Annotated in this window: 18 protein-coding genes; 2 read left to right on the top strand and 16 right to left on the bottom strand. The window is 65.0% G+C overall.

Annotated features, from left to right (window positions below):
- The first annotated feature begins 31 nt into the window (after positions 1 to 31).
- Both U8L64_RS12165 and U8L64_RS12170 read left to right on the top strand, forming a co-directional pair.
- Positions 32 to 1,402 carry a PQQ-dependent sugar dehydrogenase gene (locus tag U8L64_RS12165; RefSeq protein ID WP_167136097.1) on the top strand — a complete coding sequence of 457 codons (1,371 nt, stop codon included), beginning with the start codon at positions 32 to 34 and terminating at the stop codon, positions 1,400 to 1,402.
- Positions 1,389 to 1,790, top strand: a complete 402-nt coding sequence (locus U8L64_RS12170) for a Rho termination factor N-terminal domain-containing protein (protein ID WP_234301925.1) — start codon at positions 1,389 to 1,391, stop codon at positions 1,788 to 1,790. Before U8L64_RS12165 ends, U8L64_RS12170 begins: the two co-directional genes overlap by 14 nt.
- A gap of 221 nt (positions 1,791 to 2,011) precedes the next feature.
- Here U8L64_RS12170 and lpxC read toward each other — a convergent pair whose 3' ends face one another.
- The 16 genes from lpxC to mraZ form a co-directional block, all read right to left on the bottom strand.
- Positions 2,012 to 2,923, bottom strand: coding sequence for a UDP-3-O-acyl-N-acetylglucosamine deacetylase (gene lpxC / locus U8L64_RS12175; RefSeq protein WP_009867939.1), 912 nt, complete (start codon positions 2,921 to 2,923; stop codon positions 2,012 to 2,014).
- Positions 2,924 to 3,037: 114 nt separating this feature from the next.
- Positions 3,038 to 4,222, bottom strand: coding sequence for a cell division protein FtsZ (ftsZ, locus tag U8L64_RS12180; RefSeq protein WP_043295841.1), 1,185 nt, complete (start codon positions 4,220 to 4,222; stop codon positions 3,038 to 3,040).
- 47 nt (positions 4,223 to 4,269) lie between these two features.
- On the bottom strand, positions 4,270 to 5,517 hold the full coding sequence (ftsA, locus tag U8L64_RS12185; protein ID WP_077683664.1) for a cell division protein FtsA: 1,248 nt from the start codon (positions 5,515 to 5,517) through the stop codon (positions 4,270 to 4,272).
- Positions 5,518 to 5,529: 12 nt separating this feature from the next.
- Positions 5,530 to 6,387 (bottom strand): cell division protein FtsQ/DivIB, encoded by an 858-nt coding sequence (locus U8L64_RS12190; RefSeq protein WP_043295840.1) that lies wholly within the window; start codon positions 6,385 to 6,387, stop codon positions 5,530 to 5,532.
- A 1-nt stretch (position 6,388) separates the two neighbouring features.
- On the bottom strand, positions 6,389 to 7,333 hold the full coding sequence (locus U8L64_RS12195) for a D-alanine--D-alanine ligase (protein ID WP_043295839.1): 945 nt from the start codon (positions 7,331 to 7,333) through the stop codon (positions 6,389 to 6,391).
- A complete protein-coding gene (murC, locus tag U8L64_RS12200; protein ID WP_081002741.1) occupies positions 7,330 to 8,790 on the bottom strand; it encodes a UDP-N-acetylmuramate--L-alanine ligase in 1,461 nt (486 codons plus the stop codon). Before murC ends, U8L64_RS12195 begins: the two co-directional genes overlap by 4 nt.
- A complete protein-coding gene (gene murG / locus U8L64_RS12205) occupies positions 8,783 to 9,853 on the bottom strand; it encodes an undecaprenyldiphospho-muramoylpentapeptide beta-N-acetylglucosaminyltransferase (RefSeq protein ID WP_043295837.1) in 1,071 nt (356 codons plus the stop codon). The genes murC and murG overlap by 8 nt, the downstream gene beginning before the upstream one ends.
- On the bottom strand, positions 9,843 to 11,069 hold the full coding sequence (gene ftsW, locus U8L64_RS12210) for a putative lipid II flippase FtsW (protein WP_333397677.1): 1,227 nt from the start codon (positions 11,067 to 11,069) through the stop codon (positions 9,843 to 9,845). The genes murG and ftsW overlap by 11 nt, the downstream gene beginning before the upstream one ends.
- Positions 11,069 to 12,412, bottom strand: a complete 1,344-nt coding sequence (gene murD / locus U8L64_RS12215; protein ID WP_054093600.1) for a UDP-N-acetylmuramoyl-L-alanine--D-glutamate ligase — start codon at positions 12,410 to 12,412, stop codon at positions 11,069 to 11,071. Before murD ends, ftsW begins: the two co-directional genes overlap by 1 nt.
- Positions 12,413 to 12,418: 6 nt before the next feature.
- Positions 12,419 to 13,501 (bottom strand): phospho-N-acetylmuramoyl-pentapeptide-transferase, encoded by a 1,083-nt coding sequence (mraY, locus tag U8L64_RS12220; protein WP_043295834.1) that lies wholly within the window; start codon positions 13,499 to 13,501, stop codon positions 12,419 to 12,421.
- Positions 13,501 to 14,874 carry a UDP-N-acetylmuramoyl-tripeptide--D-alanyl-D-alanine ligase gene (locus U8L64_RS12225; RefSeq protein WP_234301922.1) on the bottom strand — a complete coding sequence of 458 codons (1,374 nt, stop codon included), beginning with the start codon at positions 14,872 to 14,874 and terminating at the stop codon, positions 13,501 to 13,503. The genes mraY and U8L64_RS12225 overlap by 1 nt, the downstream gene beginning before the upstream one ends.
- Positions 14,867 to 16,333 (bottom strand): UDP-N-acetylmuramoyl-L-alanyl-D-glutamate--2,6-diaminopimelate ligase, encoded by a 1,467-nt coding sequence (locus U8L64_RS12230; RefSeq protein ID WP_043295833.1) that lies wholly within the window; start codon positions 16,331 to 16,333, stop codon positions 14,867 to 14,869. Before U8L64_RS12230 ends, U8L64_RS12225 begins: the two co-directional genes overlap by 8 nt.
- Positions 16,333 to 18,060, bottom strand: a complete 1,728-nt coding sequence (locus U8L64_RS12235; protein ID WP_043295832.1) for a peptidoglycan D,D-transpeptidase FtsI family protein — start codon at positions 18,058 to 18,060, stop codon at positions 16,333 to 16,335. The genes U8L64_RS12230 and U8L64_RS12235 overlap by 1 nt, the downstream gene beginning before the upstream one ends.
- A complete protein-coding gene (ftsL, locus tag U8L64_RS12240) occupies positions 18,057 to 18,347 on the bottom strand; it encodes a cell division protein FtsL (protein WP_043295831.1) in 291 nt (96 codons plus the stop codon). The genes U8L64_RS12235 and ftsL overlap by 4 nt, the downstream gene beginning before the upstream one ends.
- Positions 18,344 to 19,291: a 16S rRNA (cytosine(1402)-N(4))-methyltransferase RsmH gene (gene rsmH, locus U8L64_RS12245; protein ID WP_333397682.1), complete on the bottom strand. Its 948-nt coding sequence runs from the start codon at positions 19,289 to 19,291 to the stop codon at positions 18,344 to 18,346. The genes ftsL and rsmH overlap by 4 nt, the downstream gene beginning before the upstream one ends.
- Positions 19,288 to 19,743 (bottom strand): division/cell wall cluster transcriptional repressor MraZ, encoded by a 456-nt coding sequence (gene mraZ, locus U8L64_RS12250; protein ID WP_009867961.1) that lies wholly within the window; start codon positions 19,741 to 19,743, stop codon positions 19,288 to 19,290. The genes rsmH and mraZ overlap by 4 nt, the downstream gene beginning before the upstream one ends.
- Positions 19,744 to 19,762: the final 19 nt, after the last annotated feature.

Raw genomic sequence — 19,762 nt, forward strand, 5'->3', positions numbered from 1 at the left:
ATCAGACAGTCCGCGTCCCGGAGCCGAGACCATGCCCGCTGCCCGCCCCTGTTTGATCGCCACCTCACTCGCCCTCGCCCTGGGCGGTTGCGGCGATACCGCGAAAACGCCAGTCGAAGCCGGCTATGGTCCTGATCCGGCGCTACCGGCTCCGAACAAGACGCTGCTGCCGACCGTCAACATCGCCCCGGCCAAAGGCTGGCCCGAAGGCGGCAAACCGCAGGCCGCGCCCGGATTGGAAGTCGCCGCGTTTGCCGACGACCTGAAGCATCCGCGCTGGATTCACGTGCTGCCCAATGGCGATGTTCTGGTTGCCGAAGCAGATGCTCCGCCCAAACCGGAAGGTAGCCAGGGCATCCGCGGCTGGATCATGAACAAGGTAATGGCCCGCGCCGGCTCGCGAACACCGAGCGCCAATCGCATCACCCTGCTGCGCGACCGCGACGGTGACGGCCGACCGGAACAGCGCAGCGTCTTTCTCGAAGGACTCAACTCGCCGTTCGGCATGGCACTGGTCGACGACCAGCTGTACGTCGCCAATACCGACGCCCTGCTGCGCTTTCCATACCGGGAAGGCGCCACGCGCCTGGAGCTGGCCGCTGGCGAGAAGGTCGTCGACCTCCCGGCAGGGCCGATCAACCACCATTGGACCAAGAATGTCATCGCCAGCCGGGATGGCACGCGGCTGTACGTCACCAGCGGCTCGAACAGCAACGTCGCGGAAAACGGCATGCAGGCCGAGGAAAACCGCGCAGCGATTCTCGAAGTCGATCCACAAGCCAAAACGCTGCGCCTGTTCGCGTCAGGGCTGCGCAATCCCAACGGGCTGGCCTGGCAGCCCGACAGCGGCCAGCTGTGGACTACCGTCAACGAGCGCGACGAGATCGGCAGCGATCTGGTGCCCGACTACATGACCTCGGTACAGGAAGGCGGCTTCTACGGCTGGCCCTACAGCTATTACGGCCAGCACGTGGACAAGCGAGTCGAACCGCCGCGCCCGGACCTGGTCGCCAAGGCCATCGTGCCCGACTACGCGCTGGGCGCGCATACCGCGTCGCTGGGCCTGGCCTTCTACGAGGGCGACCTGCTGCCCGGACGCTATGCCAAAGGCGCCTTCGTCGGACAGCACGGCTCTTGGAACCGCAAGCCGCTCAGCGGCTACAAGGTGGTCTTCGTGCCGTTTCGCGACGGCAGGCCCGCCGGTCCGGCCGAGGACGTGCTGACCGGTTTCGTCAACCCGGACGGCGACGCTCAGGGGCGTCCGGTCGGCGTCGCGATCGACCGCAGCGGCGCGCTGCTGGTGGCCGATGATGTCGGCAACCGTGTCTGGCGCGTAACCCCCACCCCCAATCAAGACACCCGCGCGCAACCGCGCGAAGGAGGTTCCGATGCCCCGCGGTGACAAATCCAAATACACCGACAAGCAGCAGCGCAAGGCCGAACACATCGAGGAGAGCTACGAAGAACGCGGCGTAGCGCCGAAGGAGGCCGAAGCGCGCGCCTGGGCCACGGTCAACAAGCAATCCGGGGGCGGCGAGCGCAAGGGCGGCGCGGGCCGCAAGAAAAGCGAGACGGCCAAGCGCGCTGACCGCAAGGACTCGGCACACCGCGCCGCGCAGACGCGCGCCGGCACCTCGCCCAATCGCGGCTCGACACGTCAGCGCGGCGGCGCAGCCAGTACGTCTCTCGCCGAAATGACGCGCGACGAACTGCTGCAGAAGGCCCGCGAGCGCGGCATCCGCGGACGCTCGAAGATGCGCAAAGCCGAATTGCTGCACGCGTTGAGCTGAGCGAACACATGCACGCGCCTGACTGCCCGACCACACCCGATCCCACTACCAACCCCAAGCGCGAGGAGCCGGGCGAGCCGCTACCGATCGACGACCCGCGCCAGCCGCCACCGGTCGAAAAAACCGCCTGCGCGCGAGCCCGAGCAAGGCAACGCGTTCACCACGGCATAAAAAAAGCCACCCGAAGGTGGCTCAAGAATACTTAAGGAAGGAGGTATTGCTTAGCCGGCTGCCGCCGGACGCATGTAGGAGATCGGGGCGGTCTGAGCGTCATCGAAAGTGACCAGCTCCCACGCATCCTTCTGGGCCATCAGGGTGCGTAACAGGCGGTTGTTCAATGCATGCCCGGATTTGAAGCCACGGAACTCGCCGATCAGGCTGGTGCCCAGCAGATACAGATCGCCGATAGCATCCAGGATCTTGTGCTTGACGAACTCGTCCTCATAACGCAGGCCGTCTTCGTTGAGCACGCGGTTCTCGTCCACCACGATGGCGTTATCCACGCTGCCGCCGAGCGCCAGATTGTGCGAGCGCAGGAATTCAATGTCGCGCATGAAGCCAAAGGTTCGCGCACGGCTGACTTCCTTGACGAAGGAAGTGCTGGAGAAATCCACACTGGCGGTCTGGGTACGGCCCTTGAACACCGGATGGTCGAAATCGATCTCGAAGCTCACCTTGAAGCCGTCGAACGGCAGGAAGGTCGCACGCTTGTCGCCCTCCTCAACGGTGACTTCGCGCTTGATGCGAATGAACTTCTTCGGCGCGTCCTGCTCCTGCAGGCCGGCTGACTGAATCAGGAATACGAACGGCCCGGCACTGCCATCCATGATCGGCACTTCCGAGGCGGAGAGTTCGACGTAGGCGTTGTCGATTCCCAGCCCGGCCATTGCCGAAAGCAGATGCTCCACTGTGTCGACCTTGACGTCACCGTTGACCAGCGTCGTGGACATGGTGGTTTCGCCGACGTTCTCGGCCCGCGCGGGAATCTCCACGGGCGGGTTGAGATCGGTGCGACAGAACACGATTCCGGTATCCACCGGCGCCGGTTTCAGGGTCAGGTAAACCTTCTCTCCCGAATGCAAGCCGACGCCAGTGGCGCGAATGATGTTCTTCAGGGTGCGTTGTCTGATCATGGCCTTTGGTTCGCTATTGCACTAGTTGCGAATTGTTTTCAACAATTGCCGGCGATAATAGCAGATGCCAACTTTGCTGAACACCAATCACAACAATACTCCTGATAACTTCAGTCAATCGGCCTGACGACGCAGAAACGCCGGGATGTCCAGATAATCCAGATCCTCTTGCGGGTTCAGTTTGGCGGCAGTGGCCGCGGCATGGGCCTGATTGCGCATGACAGTCGGACGCTCCAGGTCACGGTAGTTGACTGCCACCTGCTCCTGACGCGGTGCAACCGGTGCGGACGGAGCAACCGAAGCCTGCAGGGTATTGTCGATGACCTTGACCGGCTTCTCATTGCGCGGCCCCAGGCCGGTAGCCACCACGGTGACGTGCAGCTCGTCACGCATATCCGGATCGATCACTGCGCCTACCTTGACGGTTGCCTCGTCGGAAGCGAAGGCCTCGATGATCTCGCCAACCGCGGCGTATTCGCCCAGCGACAGATCCAGGCCGGCGGTGATGTTCACCAGGATGCCGCGGGCGCCCTGCAGATTCACGTCCTCCAGCAGCGGATTGCGGATCGCCGCCTCGGTGGCCTCGCGCGCACGATTCGGGCCGGTAGCGCAGCCGGTACCCATCATCGCCATGCCCATCTCGCCCATGACGGTCTTGACGTCGGCGAAGTCGACGTTCATCAGACCCGGACGCTGCATGATGTCGGAGATGCCGCGCACCGCACCGGTCAGCACGTCGTCAGCCTTGGCAAAGGCGGACAGCAGGCTGGCGTCCTTGCCGAGGATGGTCAGCAGCTTCTCGTTGGGAATGGTGATCAGCGAGTCGACGCATTCGGACAGCGCGCGAATACCCTCGTCGGCCACCTGCATGCGGCGACGGCCCTCGAACGGGAACGGACGGGTGACCACAGCAACGGTGAGGATGCCCATTTCCTTGGCCACCGAAGCGATGATCGGCGCAGCGCCGGTACCGGTACCGCCACCCATGCCGGTGGTGATGAACACCATGTCGGCACCTTCGAGCACCTCGGCGATGCGCTCACGATCTTCCATCGCCGCCTGGCGACCGATGTCTGGATTGGTGCCGGCGCCCAGGCCCTTGGTGATGGCCGAACCGAGCTGCAGCACGGTGCGCGCTTCGATCTTCTTCAGCGCCTGCGCATCGGTGTTGGCGCAGATGAATTCCACGCCTTCGACGTTGTTGCGCACCATGTGATTGACGGCGTTGCCGCCACCACCGCCGACGCCGATGACCTTGATGACTGCACTCTGCGGGGTATGATCTACGAGTTCGAACATGGCCCTCTCTCCTTCCAGCTTTCTAGTTTTGGGTTGCCGCGTACTGATTAGAAATTGCCCTGAATCCAGCCCTTGAGCCGATCCAGAACAGACGTTTTGGGTTCTTCGTTCAGGCTGCCGGTGCCACGCGGACCGATGCCATCGACCTGCTTCTGCACGCCGTACAGCAACAGGCCAACGCCAGTCGCATAGATCGGGTTGCGCACCACATCATTGAGCCCCTTGACCGTATGCGGGACGCCCAGGCGTACCGGCATGTGGAAGATTTCCTCGGCCAGTTCGACCGCGCCTTCCATCTTCGACGTACCGCCGGTAAGCACGATGCCGGCCGGTACCAGATCCTCGTAGCCACTGCGCCGTAGCTCGGCCTGGATCAGCGTGAACAGCTCGTCATAGCGTGGTTCGACCACTTCGGCCAGAGCCTGGCGCGACAACTCGCGCGGCGGGCGATCGCCGACGCTGGGCACCTTGATGGTTTCGCCGGCACCGGCCAGCTTGGCCAGCGCGCAGGCGTAGCGGATCTTGATTTCCTCGGCGTATTGCGTGGGGGTGCGCAGGGCCATCGCGATGTCGTTGGTGACCTGGTCGCCGGCGATCGGAATTACCGCGGTGTGGCGAATCGCGCCTTCGGTAAAGATGCAGATGTCGGTGGTACCGCCGCCGATGTCGACCAGGCACACGCCCAGTTCCTTCTCGTCGTCGGTCAGCACCGCATGAGCGGAGGCCAGCTGTTCGAGGATGATGTCGTCCACTTCCAGGCCACAGCGACGCACGCATTTCTCGATGTTCTGCGCGGCGTTCACGGCACAGGTCACCACGTGCACCTTGGCCTCCAGGCGTACGCCTGACATGCCCAGCGGCTCGCGCACACCCTCCTGATTGTCGATCACGTAATCCTGCGGCAGCGTGTGCAGCACGCGCTGGTCCGCGGGGATTGCCACGGCCTGGGCGGCATCGAGCACCCGTTCCAGGTCGGCGGTGCTGACCTCACGGTCGCGAATCGCGACGATGCCGTGCGAATTAAGGCTGCGGATATGGTTGCCGGCGAGGCCGACGAACGCCGAGTGAATGCGGCAGCCAGCCATCAGCTGGGCTTCCTCGATGGCACGCTGGATCGACTGCACGGTCGACTCGATGTTCACCACCACGCCCTTCTTCAGGCCACGGGACGGGTGAGTACCGATACCGACGATTTCCAGATCGCCGTCGGCCGTGACCTCGCCCACCAGCGCGACCACCTTGGAGGTGCCGATATCGAGACCGACGATCATCTTGCCGCTTTGCACGCTAGACATGTGTTTCATTCCTCAATTCTTCGCCGCGACGGTCATGTCCGTCGCAGTCGGGATCGGTTCGCGCCAGGCGACGGCGAGGCCGTTGGCGTAACGCAGGTCGATCCTTGCAATTTTCTCGCTTTGCGCCTGCAACGCCTTTTGATAGATGGCATTGAAGCGACGCATTTTTTCCACCACGTGGTCCCGTCCCAGCAGCAGCTCGATGCCCTGGCTGGTGGTCAGGAACCAGCTGCCACGCTCGCGCAGTTCCAGGCTCGCGATGGAAAAGCCCAGCGGCCGCAGCATCTGGCTGAGCATCTGGTACTGCTGCATGACCCGCTGCTGAGCCCGCTTCGGACCATGCAATTGCGGCAAGTGTTCATAATGATTGAGGTTATTCGGTGCGAAGGCCTGCCCACGGTTGTTCAGCAACGCTTCGTCGCCCCAGCGGGCAATCGGCAGCTGTTCCTCAAGATTCACCTGCACCTGGTCCGGCCACACACGGCGCACTTCCACATGGGCGATCCAGGGCATCTGCTCGAGATCGTGACGCATGCCGTTCAGATCAACCTTGAAAAAGCTCGCCTCGACGAACGGCGCAATACGCTGCTGCACCGCCTCACGCGCCACGTAGCTCAGCTCACCCTGCACGCTGACCTTGGCGATCGGCCGGTCAGCGTAGGGCAGCAGGCGCTCGCCCAGCTCGTACAGGCCGAAGGCCAGACCGACGAGCAGCAATGGCCAGACAGCGCGCTTGAGCCCCGTCAGATTCGGTCGCGGCAACCGTGCGGACAGCGGCTCGCGGGCCACCAGCCGGCTGGCCCCACGCGGCGCCGGCTTGCGCAGCGCACGGCCGCCTCCCGGTTGCGAGTGACGCAGCGTGGTGATCATCTCAGTTCTCCGCCCCGACGCTGTCGTCGAGAATGCTCAGCACCAGTTGCTGGAAGTCCAGACCCGCGGCCCGTGCCGCCATCGGCACCAGGCTGTGGTCGGTCATCCCCGGTACGGTGTTCACCTCCAGCAACCAGAAGTCGCCGTTGGCGTCCTGCATCACGTCGACCCGTGCCCAACCGCGTACGCCGACCGCTTCGCAGGCGCGAGCCGACAAGTCCTTGAGCTGTTGTTCACGCACCGGATCGAGCCCGCAGGGAATACGGTACTGGGTGTCGGAGGCCAGGTACTTGGCGTCGTAGTCGTAGAAGCTGTGCGGCGTGCCCAGGCCAATCGGCGGCAGTACTTCGCCGCGCAGCACTGCAATGGTGAACTCCGGGCCCTGGATCCACTGCTCGACCAGCACCTGCGAATCGAAGCGACTGGCCTCACGCCAAGCGGCTATCAGCGCCTCGACGTCGTCCACCTTGGCCATGCCGATGCTCGACCCTTCGTGGGCCGGCTTGACCATCAGCGGGAACCCCAGCTCGACAGCCGCCGCGTGGCAGTCCTCGACACTGGCCAGCGCGGCGTGACGCGGAGTCGGCAGGCCAAGGCTCTGCCAGACCTGCTTGGTCCGCAGCTTGTCCATTGCCAGCGCCGACGCCAGGATGCCGCTGCCCGTGTAGGGGATGCCGGCGCACTCCAGCAGACCCTGCATGCTGCCGTCCTCGCCGCCACGTCCGTGCAGAACGATGAACGCCCGGTCGATACGCTCGCGATCAAGACGCTGCAGCAGATCGTCGCCGACATCGATGCCAAAGGCATCCACACCGGCTGCCTGCAGTGCCTGCAGCACGGCCGCGCCGGACTTCAGCGATACTTCGCGCTCGGCGCTCTTGCCGCCGAACAGCACGGCAACCCGGCCGAACGCCTGCGGGTCACGGGTCGAATGCAGGGCGCTCATGGTTGTTTCCTCGCGGTGCCTTCGGCATCGCCAAACAGGGGACTCTTGATCAGTTGCGGGGCTACGCCGCCGATATCGCCAGCCCCCTGGCAAAGCAGAATGTCGCCAGCGCGCAGCAGCGGCTTGATGATCGAGGCCAGGTCGGCGCCTCGCTCGACATAGATCGGATCGAGCTGGCCGCGCTGACGGATGCTGTGGCAGAGCTGGCGACTGTCGGCCCCCGGAATCGGCTCCTCGCCGGCCGGGTAGACCTCCATCAGCAACAGCACATTAGCGTCGGCCAGTACCTGCACGAAATCGTCGTAGAGATCGCGGGTGCGACTGAAGCGATGTGGCTGATAGACCATCACCAGTCGGCGCTCCGGCCAGCCGCCACGCACGGCCTTGATCACCGCAGCCACTTCGCGCGGATGGTGGCCGTAGTCGTCCACCAGCATCACGCTGCCGCCCTCAACCGGCAGCTGACCGTAGACCTGAAAGCGCCGCCCCACGCCCGCGAACTGCGACAGTCCCTGAACGATGGCCTCGTCATCGATGCCTTCGTCGGTGGCAATGGCGATGGTCGCCAGCGCGTTGAGCACGTTATGGGTACCGGGCATGTTCACCGTCACGTCCAGCGGTTCGCAGCCGGCGCGCAGCACGGTGAAATGGGTGCGCATGCCTTCCTGGCGAATATTGATGGCGCGCACGTCGGCGTCTTCGCTAATGCCGTAGGTGGTGGTCGGCCGGCCGATCTGCGGCAGGATTTCTCGCACCACCGGGTCGTCCACGCAGAGCACGGCCAGCCCGTAGAACGGCAGGTTGTGCAGGAATTCGATGAAGGTTTTCTTCAGCTTGCCGAAGTCGCCGCCGTAGGTGCTCATGTGATCGGCGTCGATATTGGTGACCACCGCCACCATCGGCTGCAGATGCAGGAAGCTGGCGTCGCTTTCGTCCGCCTCGGCGATCAGATAGCGGCTGCCGCCGAGCTGGGCGTTGGTGCCCGCCGCGGTCAGCCGGCCACCGATGACAAAGGTCGGATCCAGGCCGCCGGCGGCGAACACCGAAGCCAGCAGGCTGGTGGTGGTGGTCTTGCCGTGGGTACCGGCCACCGCGATGCCGTGGCGGTAGCGCATCAGCTCGGCGAGCATTTCCGCGCGCGGCACCACCGGGATACGCTGTTCCAGTGCCAGTGCGACCTCGGGATTGCTGGCATTGATGGCGCTGGACACCACCAGCACGTCGGCACCGGCGACGTTACCGGCTTGATGGCCGATGAAGATATGCGCGCCGAAACTCTGCAGGCGCTCGGTGCTGGCCGATTCCCTCAGATCCGAACCGGAAACCTCGTAGCCCAGGTTCAGCAGCACCTCGGCGATGCCGCACATGCCCACGCCGCCGATGCCGACGAAATGGATGCGGCGAATGCGCCGCATGCGCCGGACTTCAGCCTTTACCGCAGCCGGGGACTTAGCCATTGGCCACCTCCAGGCAGATATCGACGACGCGCCGCGTCGCATCGGGTCGCGCCAGCCGGCGAGCGGTGGCGCCCATGACCTTGAGTTTTTCCGGGTGCATCAGTACCTCTTCAAGCTGCGCGGCGAGGACGGCAGCATCGGTCTTGGCTTGCGGCAGAAGGACGGCCGCGCCCTCCTTCGCCAGATATTCGGCATTGCGCGTCTGGTGGTCATCGATCGCATGCGGCAGCGGCACCAGAAACGACGGCAGACCCGCGGCTGCCAGCTCGCAGACGGTCAGCGCGCCAGCGCGGCAGATCACCAGATCGGCCCAGGCGTAGGCGCGCGCCATATCCTTGATGAACGGCGCCACTTCGGCGGCGACGCCAGCTTCGGCGTAACGCTCGGTTGTGATGTCAGCGTGCTGCTTACCGGCCTGGTGGAACACCTCGGGACGCAGCTCGCCCGGCACACGCGCCAGCGCAGCAGGTAGCAGCTTGTTGAGCGGCTCGGCGCCCAGGCTGCCGCCGAGCACCAGCAGGCGCGGACGGCGGTTGACCAGGGCGTCGCGCGGCGTTTCGAGAAACAGCTCCTCGCGTACCGGATTGCCGGTGGTGCGACGCTTGTCGCTGGCTTTGAACGTATCCGGGAACGCCTCGCAGACACGGCGCGACAGCGGCACCAGACTGCGATTGGCAGTGCCGGCGACGGCGTTCTGCTCGTGAATGATCAGCGGCACGCCAGCGAGCCAGGCCGCCAGACCGCCCGGACCGGTGACATAGCCGCCCATCCCCAGCACGCATACCGGTTGCAGCTCGCGTACGATGCGACGCGCCTGCAACAGCGAGCGAATCAGCTGCAGCGGTGCCTTGATCAGTGAAGCGATGCCCTTGCCGCGCAATCCGCTGACTTGGATCAGATGCAGTGGCAGACCGGCGGCCGGTACCAACTCGTTCTCGATACCACGCGGCGTACCCAGCCAGTGCACCGCGTAGCCGCGAGCCTGGAATTCGCGGGCGCAGGCCAGCGCCGGAAACACGTGGCCGCCGGTCCCGCCGGCCATGATCAGTACGTTAGCGGCCACGGACGACCTCCTTGGCGGCTGGCGCCTCCTCGAAGTCGGCTTCGCTGAACTCGACATCCTCGCTGCCGAGCACCGTGCGGCTTTCCCACTCGATACGCAGTAGCAACGCCATGCTCGCGCAGGTCACCACCAGCGAGCTGCCGCCATAACTGAGAAACGGCAGCGTGAGTCCCTTGGTCGGCAGCAGGCCAATGTTCACCCCGACATTGATGAGGAATTGCCCCAGCCAGAGGAATGCCATGCCCCAGGCGACGTAGGCGGCAAAGAACTGGCGCGCCTTCTCGGCCTGCAAGCCGATGTACAACGCGCGCACGCCGACGAAGGCAAAGAGCAGGATAGTCAGCAACGCGCCGACCATGCCCAGCTCCTCGGCCAGCACGGAGAACACGAAGTCGGTGTGCGCCTCGGGCAGGTAGAACTGCTTCTGCACACTGTTGCCCAGCCCGACGCCGAACCATTCGCCGCGGCCGAAGGCGATCAGCGCCTGGGTCAGCTGGTAGCCGGCGCCGTACTGGTCGGCCCACGGATCGGTGAAGGTAATCAGGCGCTGCAGGCGATATTCCTGCGTCTGCACCAGCACGAACACCGCACCGACCGCCGCCGCAACCAGCAGGCTGAAGCGGATCAGGCCGACGCCACCGAGGAACAGCATGGCCACCGCCGAGCCCATCATCACCACGGTGGCGCCGAAGTCCGGCTCCATCAGCAGCAGGAAGGCCATCGGCAGCAGTACCAGGAACGGCTTGGCGAAGCCCCAGAAGCTCTCGCGTACCTCTTCCTGGCGACGCACCAGATAGCCGGCGAGATAGATCACCACGAACACCTTGGCCAGCTCGGACGGCTGTACGTTGAACGCACCGAACCCGATCCAGCGCATCGAACCGTTCACTTCGCGGCCGATACCTGGGATCAGTACAAGGATCAGCAGACCAAAGGCCGCCAGCAGCAGCATCCAGTCCAGCCGCTGCCAGGTCGAAACCGGCACTAGTAGCATCAGGCCGGCGGCGCCCAGGCCGAGCGCGACGTACACCATGTGGCGGGTCATGTGATACAGCGCGTTGCCCGAATTCACCGCCGCCACTTCCGACGAAGCCGAGGTGATCATCACCAGCCCAAGGCCGAGCAGCGCCAGACAACCGGCCAGCATCGGGAAGTCCAGATCCAGGCCGCGAGGACCGAACAGCGGTGAAGGCGCACCACGCAGGAAGGCCAACATCAGGCGAGCGCCTCCACCGCAGCGGCGAACAGGCGGCCGCGCTCCTCGAAGTTCTTGAACATGTCCAGGCTGGCGCAGGCCGGCGATAGCAGCACCGCATCGCCGGTCGTGGCGCAGGTCGCCGCCTGCTGTACGGCCTCTTCCAGCGTGCGCACGCGCAGCAGCGGCGCGGCGCCGTCCAGCGCGGCGGCCAGCACGTCGGCATCGCGTCCGAGCAGAACGACAGCACGACAATAGCGCGCCACCGGTGCATGCAGGGCGGAAAAATCCGCGCCCTTGCCGTCGCCACCGGCAATCAGTACCAGCTTGCCGGGGATATCCGCACCCAGCCCGTCGATAGCTGCCAGCGCAGCGCCAACATTGGTGGCCTTGGAGTCATCGTAGAACGCCACGCCGCCGCGCTCACCGACCCACTGGCAGCGATGCGCCAGACCGGCGAACGAACGCAGCGTCTGCAGCATCGCGTCGAACGGCAGACCAACCGCATGCCCCAGCGCCAGAGCCGCCAGCGCATTGGCTTGGTTGTGCGCGCCGCGAATCTTCAGCTCGCCGACCGGCATCAGCGTCTCGAACTGGAACGCCAGATACTTCTCGCCGCCCTCCTCGAGCAGGCCGAAGCCCTTGAAATCCGGCTTGCCGAGGCCGAACGACCAGACCGGCACATCCTCGCCGATCAGCGGGCGGCTCAGACGATCGTCACGGTTGATCACCACCTGCCGGGCACCGCGAAAAATGCGGTGTTTGGCCTGGTGGTACGCCGGCAGCCCGCTGTAGCGATCCATATGGTCTTCGCTGACGTTCAGGCAGGTGGCGACCTCGGCGTTCAGCTGGTCGGTGGTTTCGAGCTGGAAACTGGACAGCTCCAGCACGTACAGCTCGACCTCATCATTCAGCAGATCGAGCGCCGGCGTGCCAAGGTTGCCGCCCACGGCGACCTTGCGGCCGGCCGCGACCGCCATCTCGCCGACCAGCGTGGTCACGGTACTCTTGGCATTGGAGCCGGTGATGGCGACGATCGGTGCTTTCGCTTCGCGGGCGAACAGGTCGATATCCCCGGAGAGCTTCACGCCTCGCGCGGCAGCCGCCTGGAGCGCCGGGGTGGCGATGGCCAGCCCGGGGCTGACCAGCAGTTCGCTGGCGCGACAGAGAAACTCGACATCCAGCTCACCGCAGCGCACTTCCACGCCCGGGTACTGCGCCTTGAGCGTGGCCAGCTCCGGCGGATTCGCGCGCGTGTCGGCGACCGCGAACGGCAGACCGCGGCGCGCCAGATGGCGAACCACGGACATGCCGCTCTTGCCGAGACCGACAACGATGCGGAACTGGTCGGAAGCGATCAGCACTCTCTATTACCTCAGTTTCAATGTGGCCAGGCCGACGAGCACCAGGATCACCGTGATGATCCAGAAGCGCACGATCACCCGCGGTTCGGGCCAGCCCTTGAGTTCGAAGTGGTGGTGGATCGGCGCCATACGGAACACGCGCTTGCCGGTCAGCTTGAAGCTGGCGACCTGAATCATCACCGACAGGGTTTCCATCACGAACACACCGCCCATGATGAACAGCACCACTTCCTGGCGGACGATGACGGCGATGGTGCCCAGCGCGGCACCCAGCGCCAGCGCACCAACGTCACCCATGAAGACCTGGGCCGGATAGGTGTTGAACCAGAGGAAGCCCAGGCCGGCGCCGGTCAGCGCACCGCAGAACACGATCAGCTCACCCGCACCCGGCACATAGGGGATCAGCAGGTACTCGGCGAAATTCATGTTGCCCGACAGGTAGCAGAAGATGCCCAGACCGCCACCGACCATCACCGTCGGCATGATCGCCAGGCCATCGAGGCCGTCGGTGAGGTTCACCGCGTTGCTCGCGCCGACGATCACGAAGTAGGTCAGCACGATGAAGCCGATGCCCAGCGGAATCTCGATGTTCTTCAACAGCGGCAGGATCAGCGTGGTTTCCACCGGCGTCTGCGCGGTCGTATAGAGGAAGACCGCGGCGCCGAGGCCGAACACCGATTGCCAGAAATACTTCCAGCGGCTCGGTAGGCCACGCGAGTTCTTCTCGATCACCTTGCGGTAGTCATCGACCCAGCCGATGGCTCCGAACAGCAGGGTTACCGCCAGCACAACCCAGACGTAGCGATTGGACAGATCAGCCCAGAGCAACGTGCTGATGGCGATGGCGCTGAGAATCAGCGCCCCGCCCATCGTCGGCGTACCGGACTTCGACAGGTGCGACTGCGGGCCATCGGTCCGCACCGCCTGGCCGATCTGGCGCAGCTGCAGGGTGCGGATCAGCCAGGGGCCCATCCACAGCGACAGTACCAGTGCGGTAAGCACACCAAGAATCCCGCGCAGGGTCAGGTACTGGAAGACCGCGAAGCCCTTGTGGAACTGTTGCAGGTACTCGGCGAGCAGCAGCAGCATCAATGTTTCTCCATGACGACATCGCTCAGGGCGGCGACAACCTTGTCCATCGCCGCACTGCGCGAGCCCTTGACCAGAATGGTGGTGTTGCCCTGCTCGCTACGCAGCGTTTCGATCAGGCTTGCCTGATCGGCGAAATGCCGGGCTCCGGCGCCGAATGCCGTTACCGCATGCGCCATCAGCGGACCGACCGCGTAGAGCACATCGACCTTGCCGCGTGCATAGGCACCCACGTCGCGGTGCGCCGTTTCGGCCCATTCACCCAGCTCACCCATGTCGCCGAGGACGAGGACGGTGCGCCCGGCGAAACCACTGAGAACGTCGATCGCCGCGCAGATGGAAGCCGGGTTGGCGTTGTAACTGTCGTCGATCAGGCGCATGCCGCTGCCGAGCATCTGCGCGACGCCGCGCCCTTTGACCGGCTGCAGGTTCTGCAACCCATCGACGATGGCCTGCGGTGCGACACCCAGCGCATGCGCCGCGGCGGCGGCAGCCAGAGCATTGGCGACGCTATGGCGTCCCAGCAGGTTGAGCTGGACATGTGCGGTGCCGCGCGGGCCGTTCAGAACGAAGTTGGCGCAACCGCGGATATCGAAGGCAATCGACTCGGCATGGAAATCCGCCAGCGGGCTCTGCAGACCGAAGCTGACGATGCGCTTGCCGGCGGCACGTGCAGCCCATAGTGAATACGCCTTGTCGTCACGATTGAGCACAGCGATACCGTCCGCCGGCAGGCCGTCGAGAATCTCACCCTTGGCCTCGACGATTTTTTCCGGTCCGCCGAACTCACCGACGTGGGCGGTACCGGCGTTGGTGATCACGCTGACCTGCGGGCGCACCAGCGCGACGGTGTAGGCAATTTCGCCGAGACGGGAGGCACCCAGTTCGATGACCGCGGCACGATGCCGGGAACCCAGCTCCAGCAGCGTCAGCGGCGCGCCGAGGTCGTTGTTCAGGTTGCCGCGGGTGGCCAGCACGCCGTCTTCGCCGTAGGCGGCACGCAGGATGCTGGCGAGCATTTCCTTGACGCTGGTCTTGCCGCTGGAGCCGGTGATCGCCGCCACCGGGCCATCGAAGCCGTCGCGGTTCAGCGCGCCGAGCCGCCCAAGTGCCAGACGGGTATCTGCCACCACCAGCTGCGGCAGCGCCACGTCCGGCATCTCGCGCTCCACCAGTGCCGCGACTGCGCCCTTGGCCGCCACCTCGGCGAGATAGGCATGGCCGTCGAAGCGCGCACCGCTGAGGGCGACGAACAGCTGCCCCGGTTCGATGGCGCGGCTGTCGGTGCTGACCGCAGTAAAGACAGCATCAGAGCCGACCAGCCGGCCAGCGAGTGGGAGCGTCAGCGCGCTCAGGCGCATGGCATCACGCATCATGCTTCCCCCAGGCGGTCAGGGCCTTGCGAGCCTCATCCAGGTCGGAGAACGGCTGACGCACGCCGCAGATCTCCTGATAGTCCTCGTGCCCCTTTCCGGCTAGCACCACCACATCCTCCGGCTGCGCGGCGGCAATCGCCGCGGCGATCGCGGCTCCACGTCCCGGGCGGAATTGAACCCGCTCCGGCTGGGCGAAGCCCTGGCGAATGTCTTCGAGAATCTGGTCGGCCGGCTCGTTGCGCGGATTGTCGTCGGTCGCCACCACCCGATCGGCCAGCCGTTCGGCGACCTGCGCCATCAGCGCACGCTTACCGCGGTCGCGCTCGCCCCCGCAGCCGAACAGGCAAACCAGTTGTCCGCGCGCATGTGGACGCAATGCGGTGAGCACCTTTTCGAGCGCATCGGGCGTATGGGCGTAATCGACCACCACCAGCGGCAGGTCGCCGCCGCCCAGACGCTGCATGCGACCGGCCGGACCGTGCAGTTCCGGCAGCACGGCGAGAATTTCATCCAGCGGCCAGTCCATGCCTAACAGCGCGCCGACGGCTGCCAGCACGTTGCTGACATTGAAGCGCCCCAGCAGCGGGCTGCGCAGCGAGCGCTCGCCCTGCGGCGTGATCAGTCGCGCATGAATGCCGTCGTCGTCCAGCTGCGGATCCGGGCAGTACAGATCGGCCGAGGCGTCCTCCAGGCTGTAGGTGATCAGGCGCGACTCTTGCGGCTGCGCAGCCAGGCGACGGCCGAAGGCATCGTCCAGGTTGATCACACGACAACGCAGACCCGGCATGTCGAACAGACGCGCCTTGGCCGCCGCGTAGGCTTCCATGCTGCCGTGGTAATCCAGATGGTCACGCGACAGGTTGGTGAATACGGCCACGTCGAACGCCAGCGCGGCCACGCGGCCCTGCTCCAGCCCGTGCGAGGAGACCTCCATCGCCACGGCGCGCGCGTCGTGCTGCTTCAGGCTGGCCAGCGTCGCCTGCACGCCGATGGCGTCCGGCGTGGTGTGGTAGCCCTGCTCCAGCTCCCCATGAAAGCCGTGGCCCAGCGTACCGATGATGCCGCAGCGCTCGCCGAGACGATCCAGCGCCTGCGCGATCAGTTGGCTGACACTGGTTTTGCCGTTGGTGCCGGTCACCCCGAGCAGATGCAGGCTGCGGCTCGGCTCGCCGTAGAAGCGGCCGGCGATTGCCGACAGCTGGCTGGCGAGCTGGCGAACCGGCACCAGCACCGCATCAGTGCCGGCAGGCTGCAGCGCAGCGCCTTCGGATTCATAGGCAACGGCCGCGGCGCCACGTGCAATGGCGTCGGCGATATGGCTGCGACCGTCGTGCTGCAGACCGGGAACGGCGAGAAACAGGTCGCCCGGGAGCACCTTGCGGCTATCGAGGGTCAGCTCGCGGATCAGCACGGAACTGTCGGCCTGGGGCAGCAGTTGGTTCAATGGCATCGGCATCAGCCACGCCCTCCCTTGCTCGTGGTGGCCTCGGCGGTCTGGACCGGCGCCGGCGGTGGCAGATTGTCCGGAGCCACGTTCATCAGCCGCAGCGCCCGCGCCATCACCTTGCCGAACACCGGCGCGGCCACCAGGCCGCCGTAGTACTGCCCCTTGCTCGGCTCGTCGACCACCACCACGGCGGCGATGCGCGGGTTGGACAGCGGCGCGACGCCGGCGAAGAACGAACGGTAGGCGTCCTTGGTGTAGCCGCCGGTACCGGAGATCTTCTTCGCGGTGCCACTCTTGCCACCGACGTGGTAACCCGGCACCTGCGCGCGCGCACCGCCACCGCCCTCTTCCTCGACGACGGCCTGCAGCATCTGCAGCACGGTGCTGGAAATCTGCTTGTCGATGACCTGCACGCCTTCCTGCGTACGGTCCAGACGCAGTAGCGACAGCGGCACGTTGACGCCTTCGTTGCCGAGCACGGCATAGGCATGCGCGAGCTGCACCGCAGTCACGGAAAGGCCATAGCCGTAGGCCAGCGAGGCGGTTTCGGCATCACGCCACTTGCGATGATTGGGCAGATTGCCGACGCGCTCGCCAGGAAAGCCCAGACCGGTGTCCTGGCCGAAACCGGCCTGTTGCATCACCGTGTAGACCGGTTCGGCACCGATATCCAGGGCGATCTTGCTGATGCCGACGTTGCTCGACTTCATCAAGATGCCGGTCAGCGTGAGCATGCCGCCACGCGAGACGTCGCGAATGGTGTAGCGACCGATGCGCATCCAGCCCGGCAAGGTATTGACCACCGAATCGGGCTGGTATTTGCCGGTTCCCAGAGCGGCGGCGATGCTGAACGGCTTGACAGTCGAGCCAGGCTCGAACACATCGATCATCGCGCGGTTGCGCATCGCTGCTGGCTGCAGGTTGCGGCGGTTGTTGGGGTTGTAGGTCGGCTGGTTGGCCATCGCGAGGATTTCGCCGGTCTCGACGTCAACCATCACCAGACTGGCGGCTTTTGCGCCGTACTCCTGCACGACATTGCGCAGCTCGCTGTGAGCCAGATATTGCAGACGTAGATCGATTGACAGGGCCATCGGCTTGCCCGGCTTGGCGTTCTGGACGACCTGCACATCCTTGATCAGACGCCCGCGACGGTCCTTGAGCACCTGCCGCTTGCCCGGCACGCCCGCCAGCCACTCGTCGTAGGCCAGCTCCATGCCCTCACGGCCGCGATCGTCGATGTCGGTGAAACCCACCAGATGAGCAGTCACTTCGCCAGCCGGATAAAAGCGGCGGAACTCTTCCTGCGCATAAACGCCGGGAATCTTCAGGTCGAGCACGGCCTGGCCCTGTTCGGGCGTCAGGCCGCGCACTAGGTAAGTGAATTCGCGCGTTGCCAGCTGCTGCAGGCGCTCGCTCAATGCGGCGGGATCCTGCCGCAGCGCAGCGGCCAGTTCCGGCCAGCGCGCGCGCGCGGCCTGGAGCTCCTTGGGATTGCCCCACAGAGTCGTGACAGGGGTGCTGACGGCCAGCGGCTCGCCGTTGCGGTCGGTGATCAGCCCTCGATGCGCCGGAATAGGAATATGCCGCACGCTGCGCGCATCACCCTGGCCCTGCAGGAAAGCCTGATCCATCACCTGCAGATCGACGATACGCCAGGCGATCACGCCGACCAGCAGCGCAAGCAGGGCCAGAACGATACGAAACCGCCAGGGATACAGCGCGCCGTCGAGTTTCATGGCGCCACCAACTGCACATCCGCCGCCGCGGGTATGTGCATCTTCAATTGCTCGGTTGCGAGCGCCTCGATACGGCTGTGAGCAGTCCAGGTGCTCTGCTCTAGAATCAGCCTTCCCCACTCGGCCTGCGCCTTATCGCGCACGCTCAACTCGGCATACATCTCGTTAAGCAACTGACGATTCCAGTGTGCACTGTAGGCAACCGCAATCGCAGACAGCAGCACGCAGACGAACAGCACCAGCATGAGCAGGCTGCCACGCGGCATCGCGGAAAGCCGGCGACTCATCGCACTTTCTCCGCGACGCGCATGACGGCGCTGCGCGAACGGGGATTCGCGCGGACTTCGGTTTCGGAGGCAAACTGCGCCTTGCCGATCAACTTCAAGCGCGGTTCGAAAGGCTTCGGCATGACCGGCAGACCACGCGGCAACTGGTCCGCCTCACCTTTGGCGTGACGCCGCATGAACTGCTTGACGATGCGATCTTCCAGCGAATGGAAGCTGATCACCACCAGCCGACCACCGACCTCGAGCGCTTCGAGGGCAGCGTCTAAACCAGTCTCAAGATCACCCAGCTCGTTGTTGATATAGATGCGCAGGCCCTGAAACGCACGAGTCGCCGGATTCTTGCCTTTCTCCCAGGCGGGATTGGCGTCGGTCAGGACCTTGGCCAGGTCAGCCGTGCGCTCGAACGGCTTTTCCGCGCGCCGCTGTACCACAGCACGCGCCATGCGCTTGGCGAAGCGCTCTTCGCCGTAATCCTTGAAGACCCGGGCAATGTCTTCTTCGCTTGCCTGACCGATCCACTCGGCCGCGCTGACGCCGCGCGACGGGTCCATGCGCATGTCCAGCGGGCCGTCGTTGAGGAAACTGAAACCGCGCTCCGGATCGTCCAGCTGCGGTGAGGAAACCCCCAAATCCAGCAGGATACCGCTCAGCGTACCGGTCCAGCCGCGTTGCGCCACTTCGTCACCGAGCTCCGCAAAGCTTCGCTGCACAACGACAAAGCGGCCGTCTTCGGCCGCCAGTGCTTGCCCCGTAGCGATCGCTAGCGGGTCCTTGTCGAACCCCAGTAACCGCCCCTCCGAGCCAAGCTGTTCGAGCAGTAGCCGGCTGTGCCCACCGCGCCCGAACGTACCGTCCAGATAGCGACCGTCTGGCCGCACGGCCAGCGCCGCGACGGCTTCGTCGAGCAACACGGTGATATGTCGCAGCTCGCTGATCTGGCTCACAGAATTAGGTCACGTAGTTCTTCCGGCAGACCGCCGGGTTGTTTGATGGCCGCCAGATCCGCGTCAGAAATCGCGTTCCAGTCGTCCTCGTTCCACAGTTGAAACTTGTTCAGCTGCCCAACCAGCATCGCGTGCTTGTCGAGCCGGGCGTACTCGCGCAGGCGCGGCGGCACCAGCACGCGACCGCTGCCGTCCATCTCCACGTCCACAGCGTTACCGATGAGCAGACGTTGCAGCCGGCGGGTCTCTTCGCGCAGCGAGGGCAGCTCACGCAGCTTCGCCTCGATCAGTTCCCATTCGGGCAAGGGATAGATGCACAGACAGCGGTCAACCGCGTCGATCGTGACGATCAACTGGCCTTCGCCACGCGAATTCAGCTCGTCACGATACCGACTGGGCATAACCAGCCGGCCTTTGGCGTCGAGACTGATGGCGTTGGCTCCGCGAAACACGGCTGCGCTTCCCCTGAAT

Source organism: Pseudomonas sp. FIP_A4 (assembly GCF_036701605.1).
Taxonomy (GTDB): Bacteria; Pseudomonadota; Gammaproteobacteria; order Pseudomonadales; family Pseudomonadaceae; genus Stutzerimonas; species Stutzerimonas phenolilytica.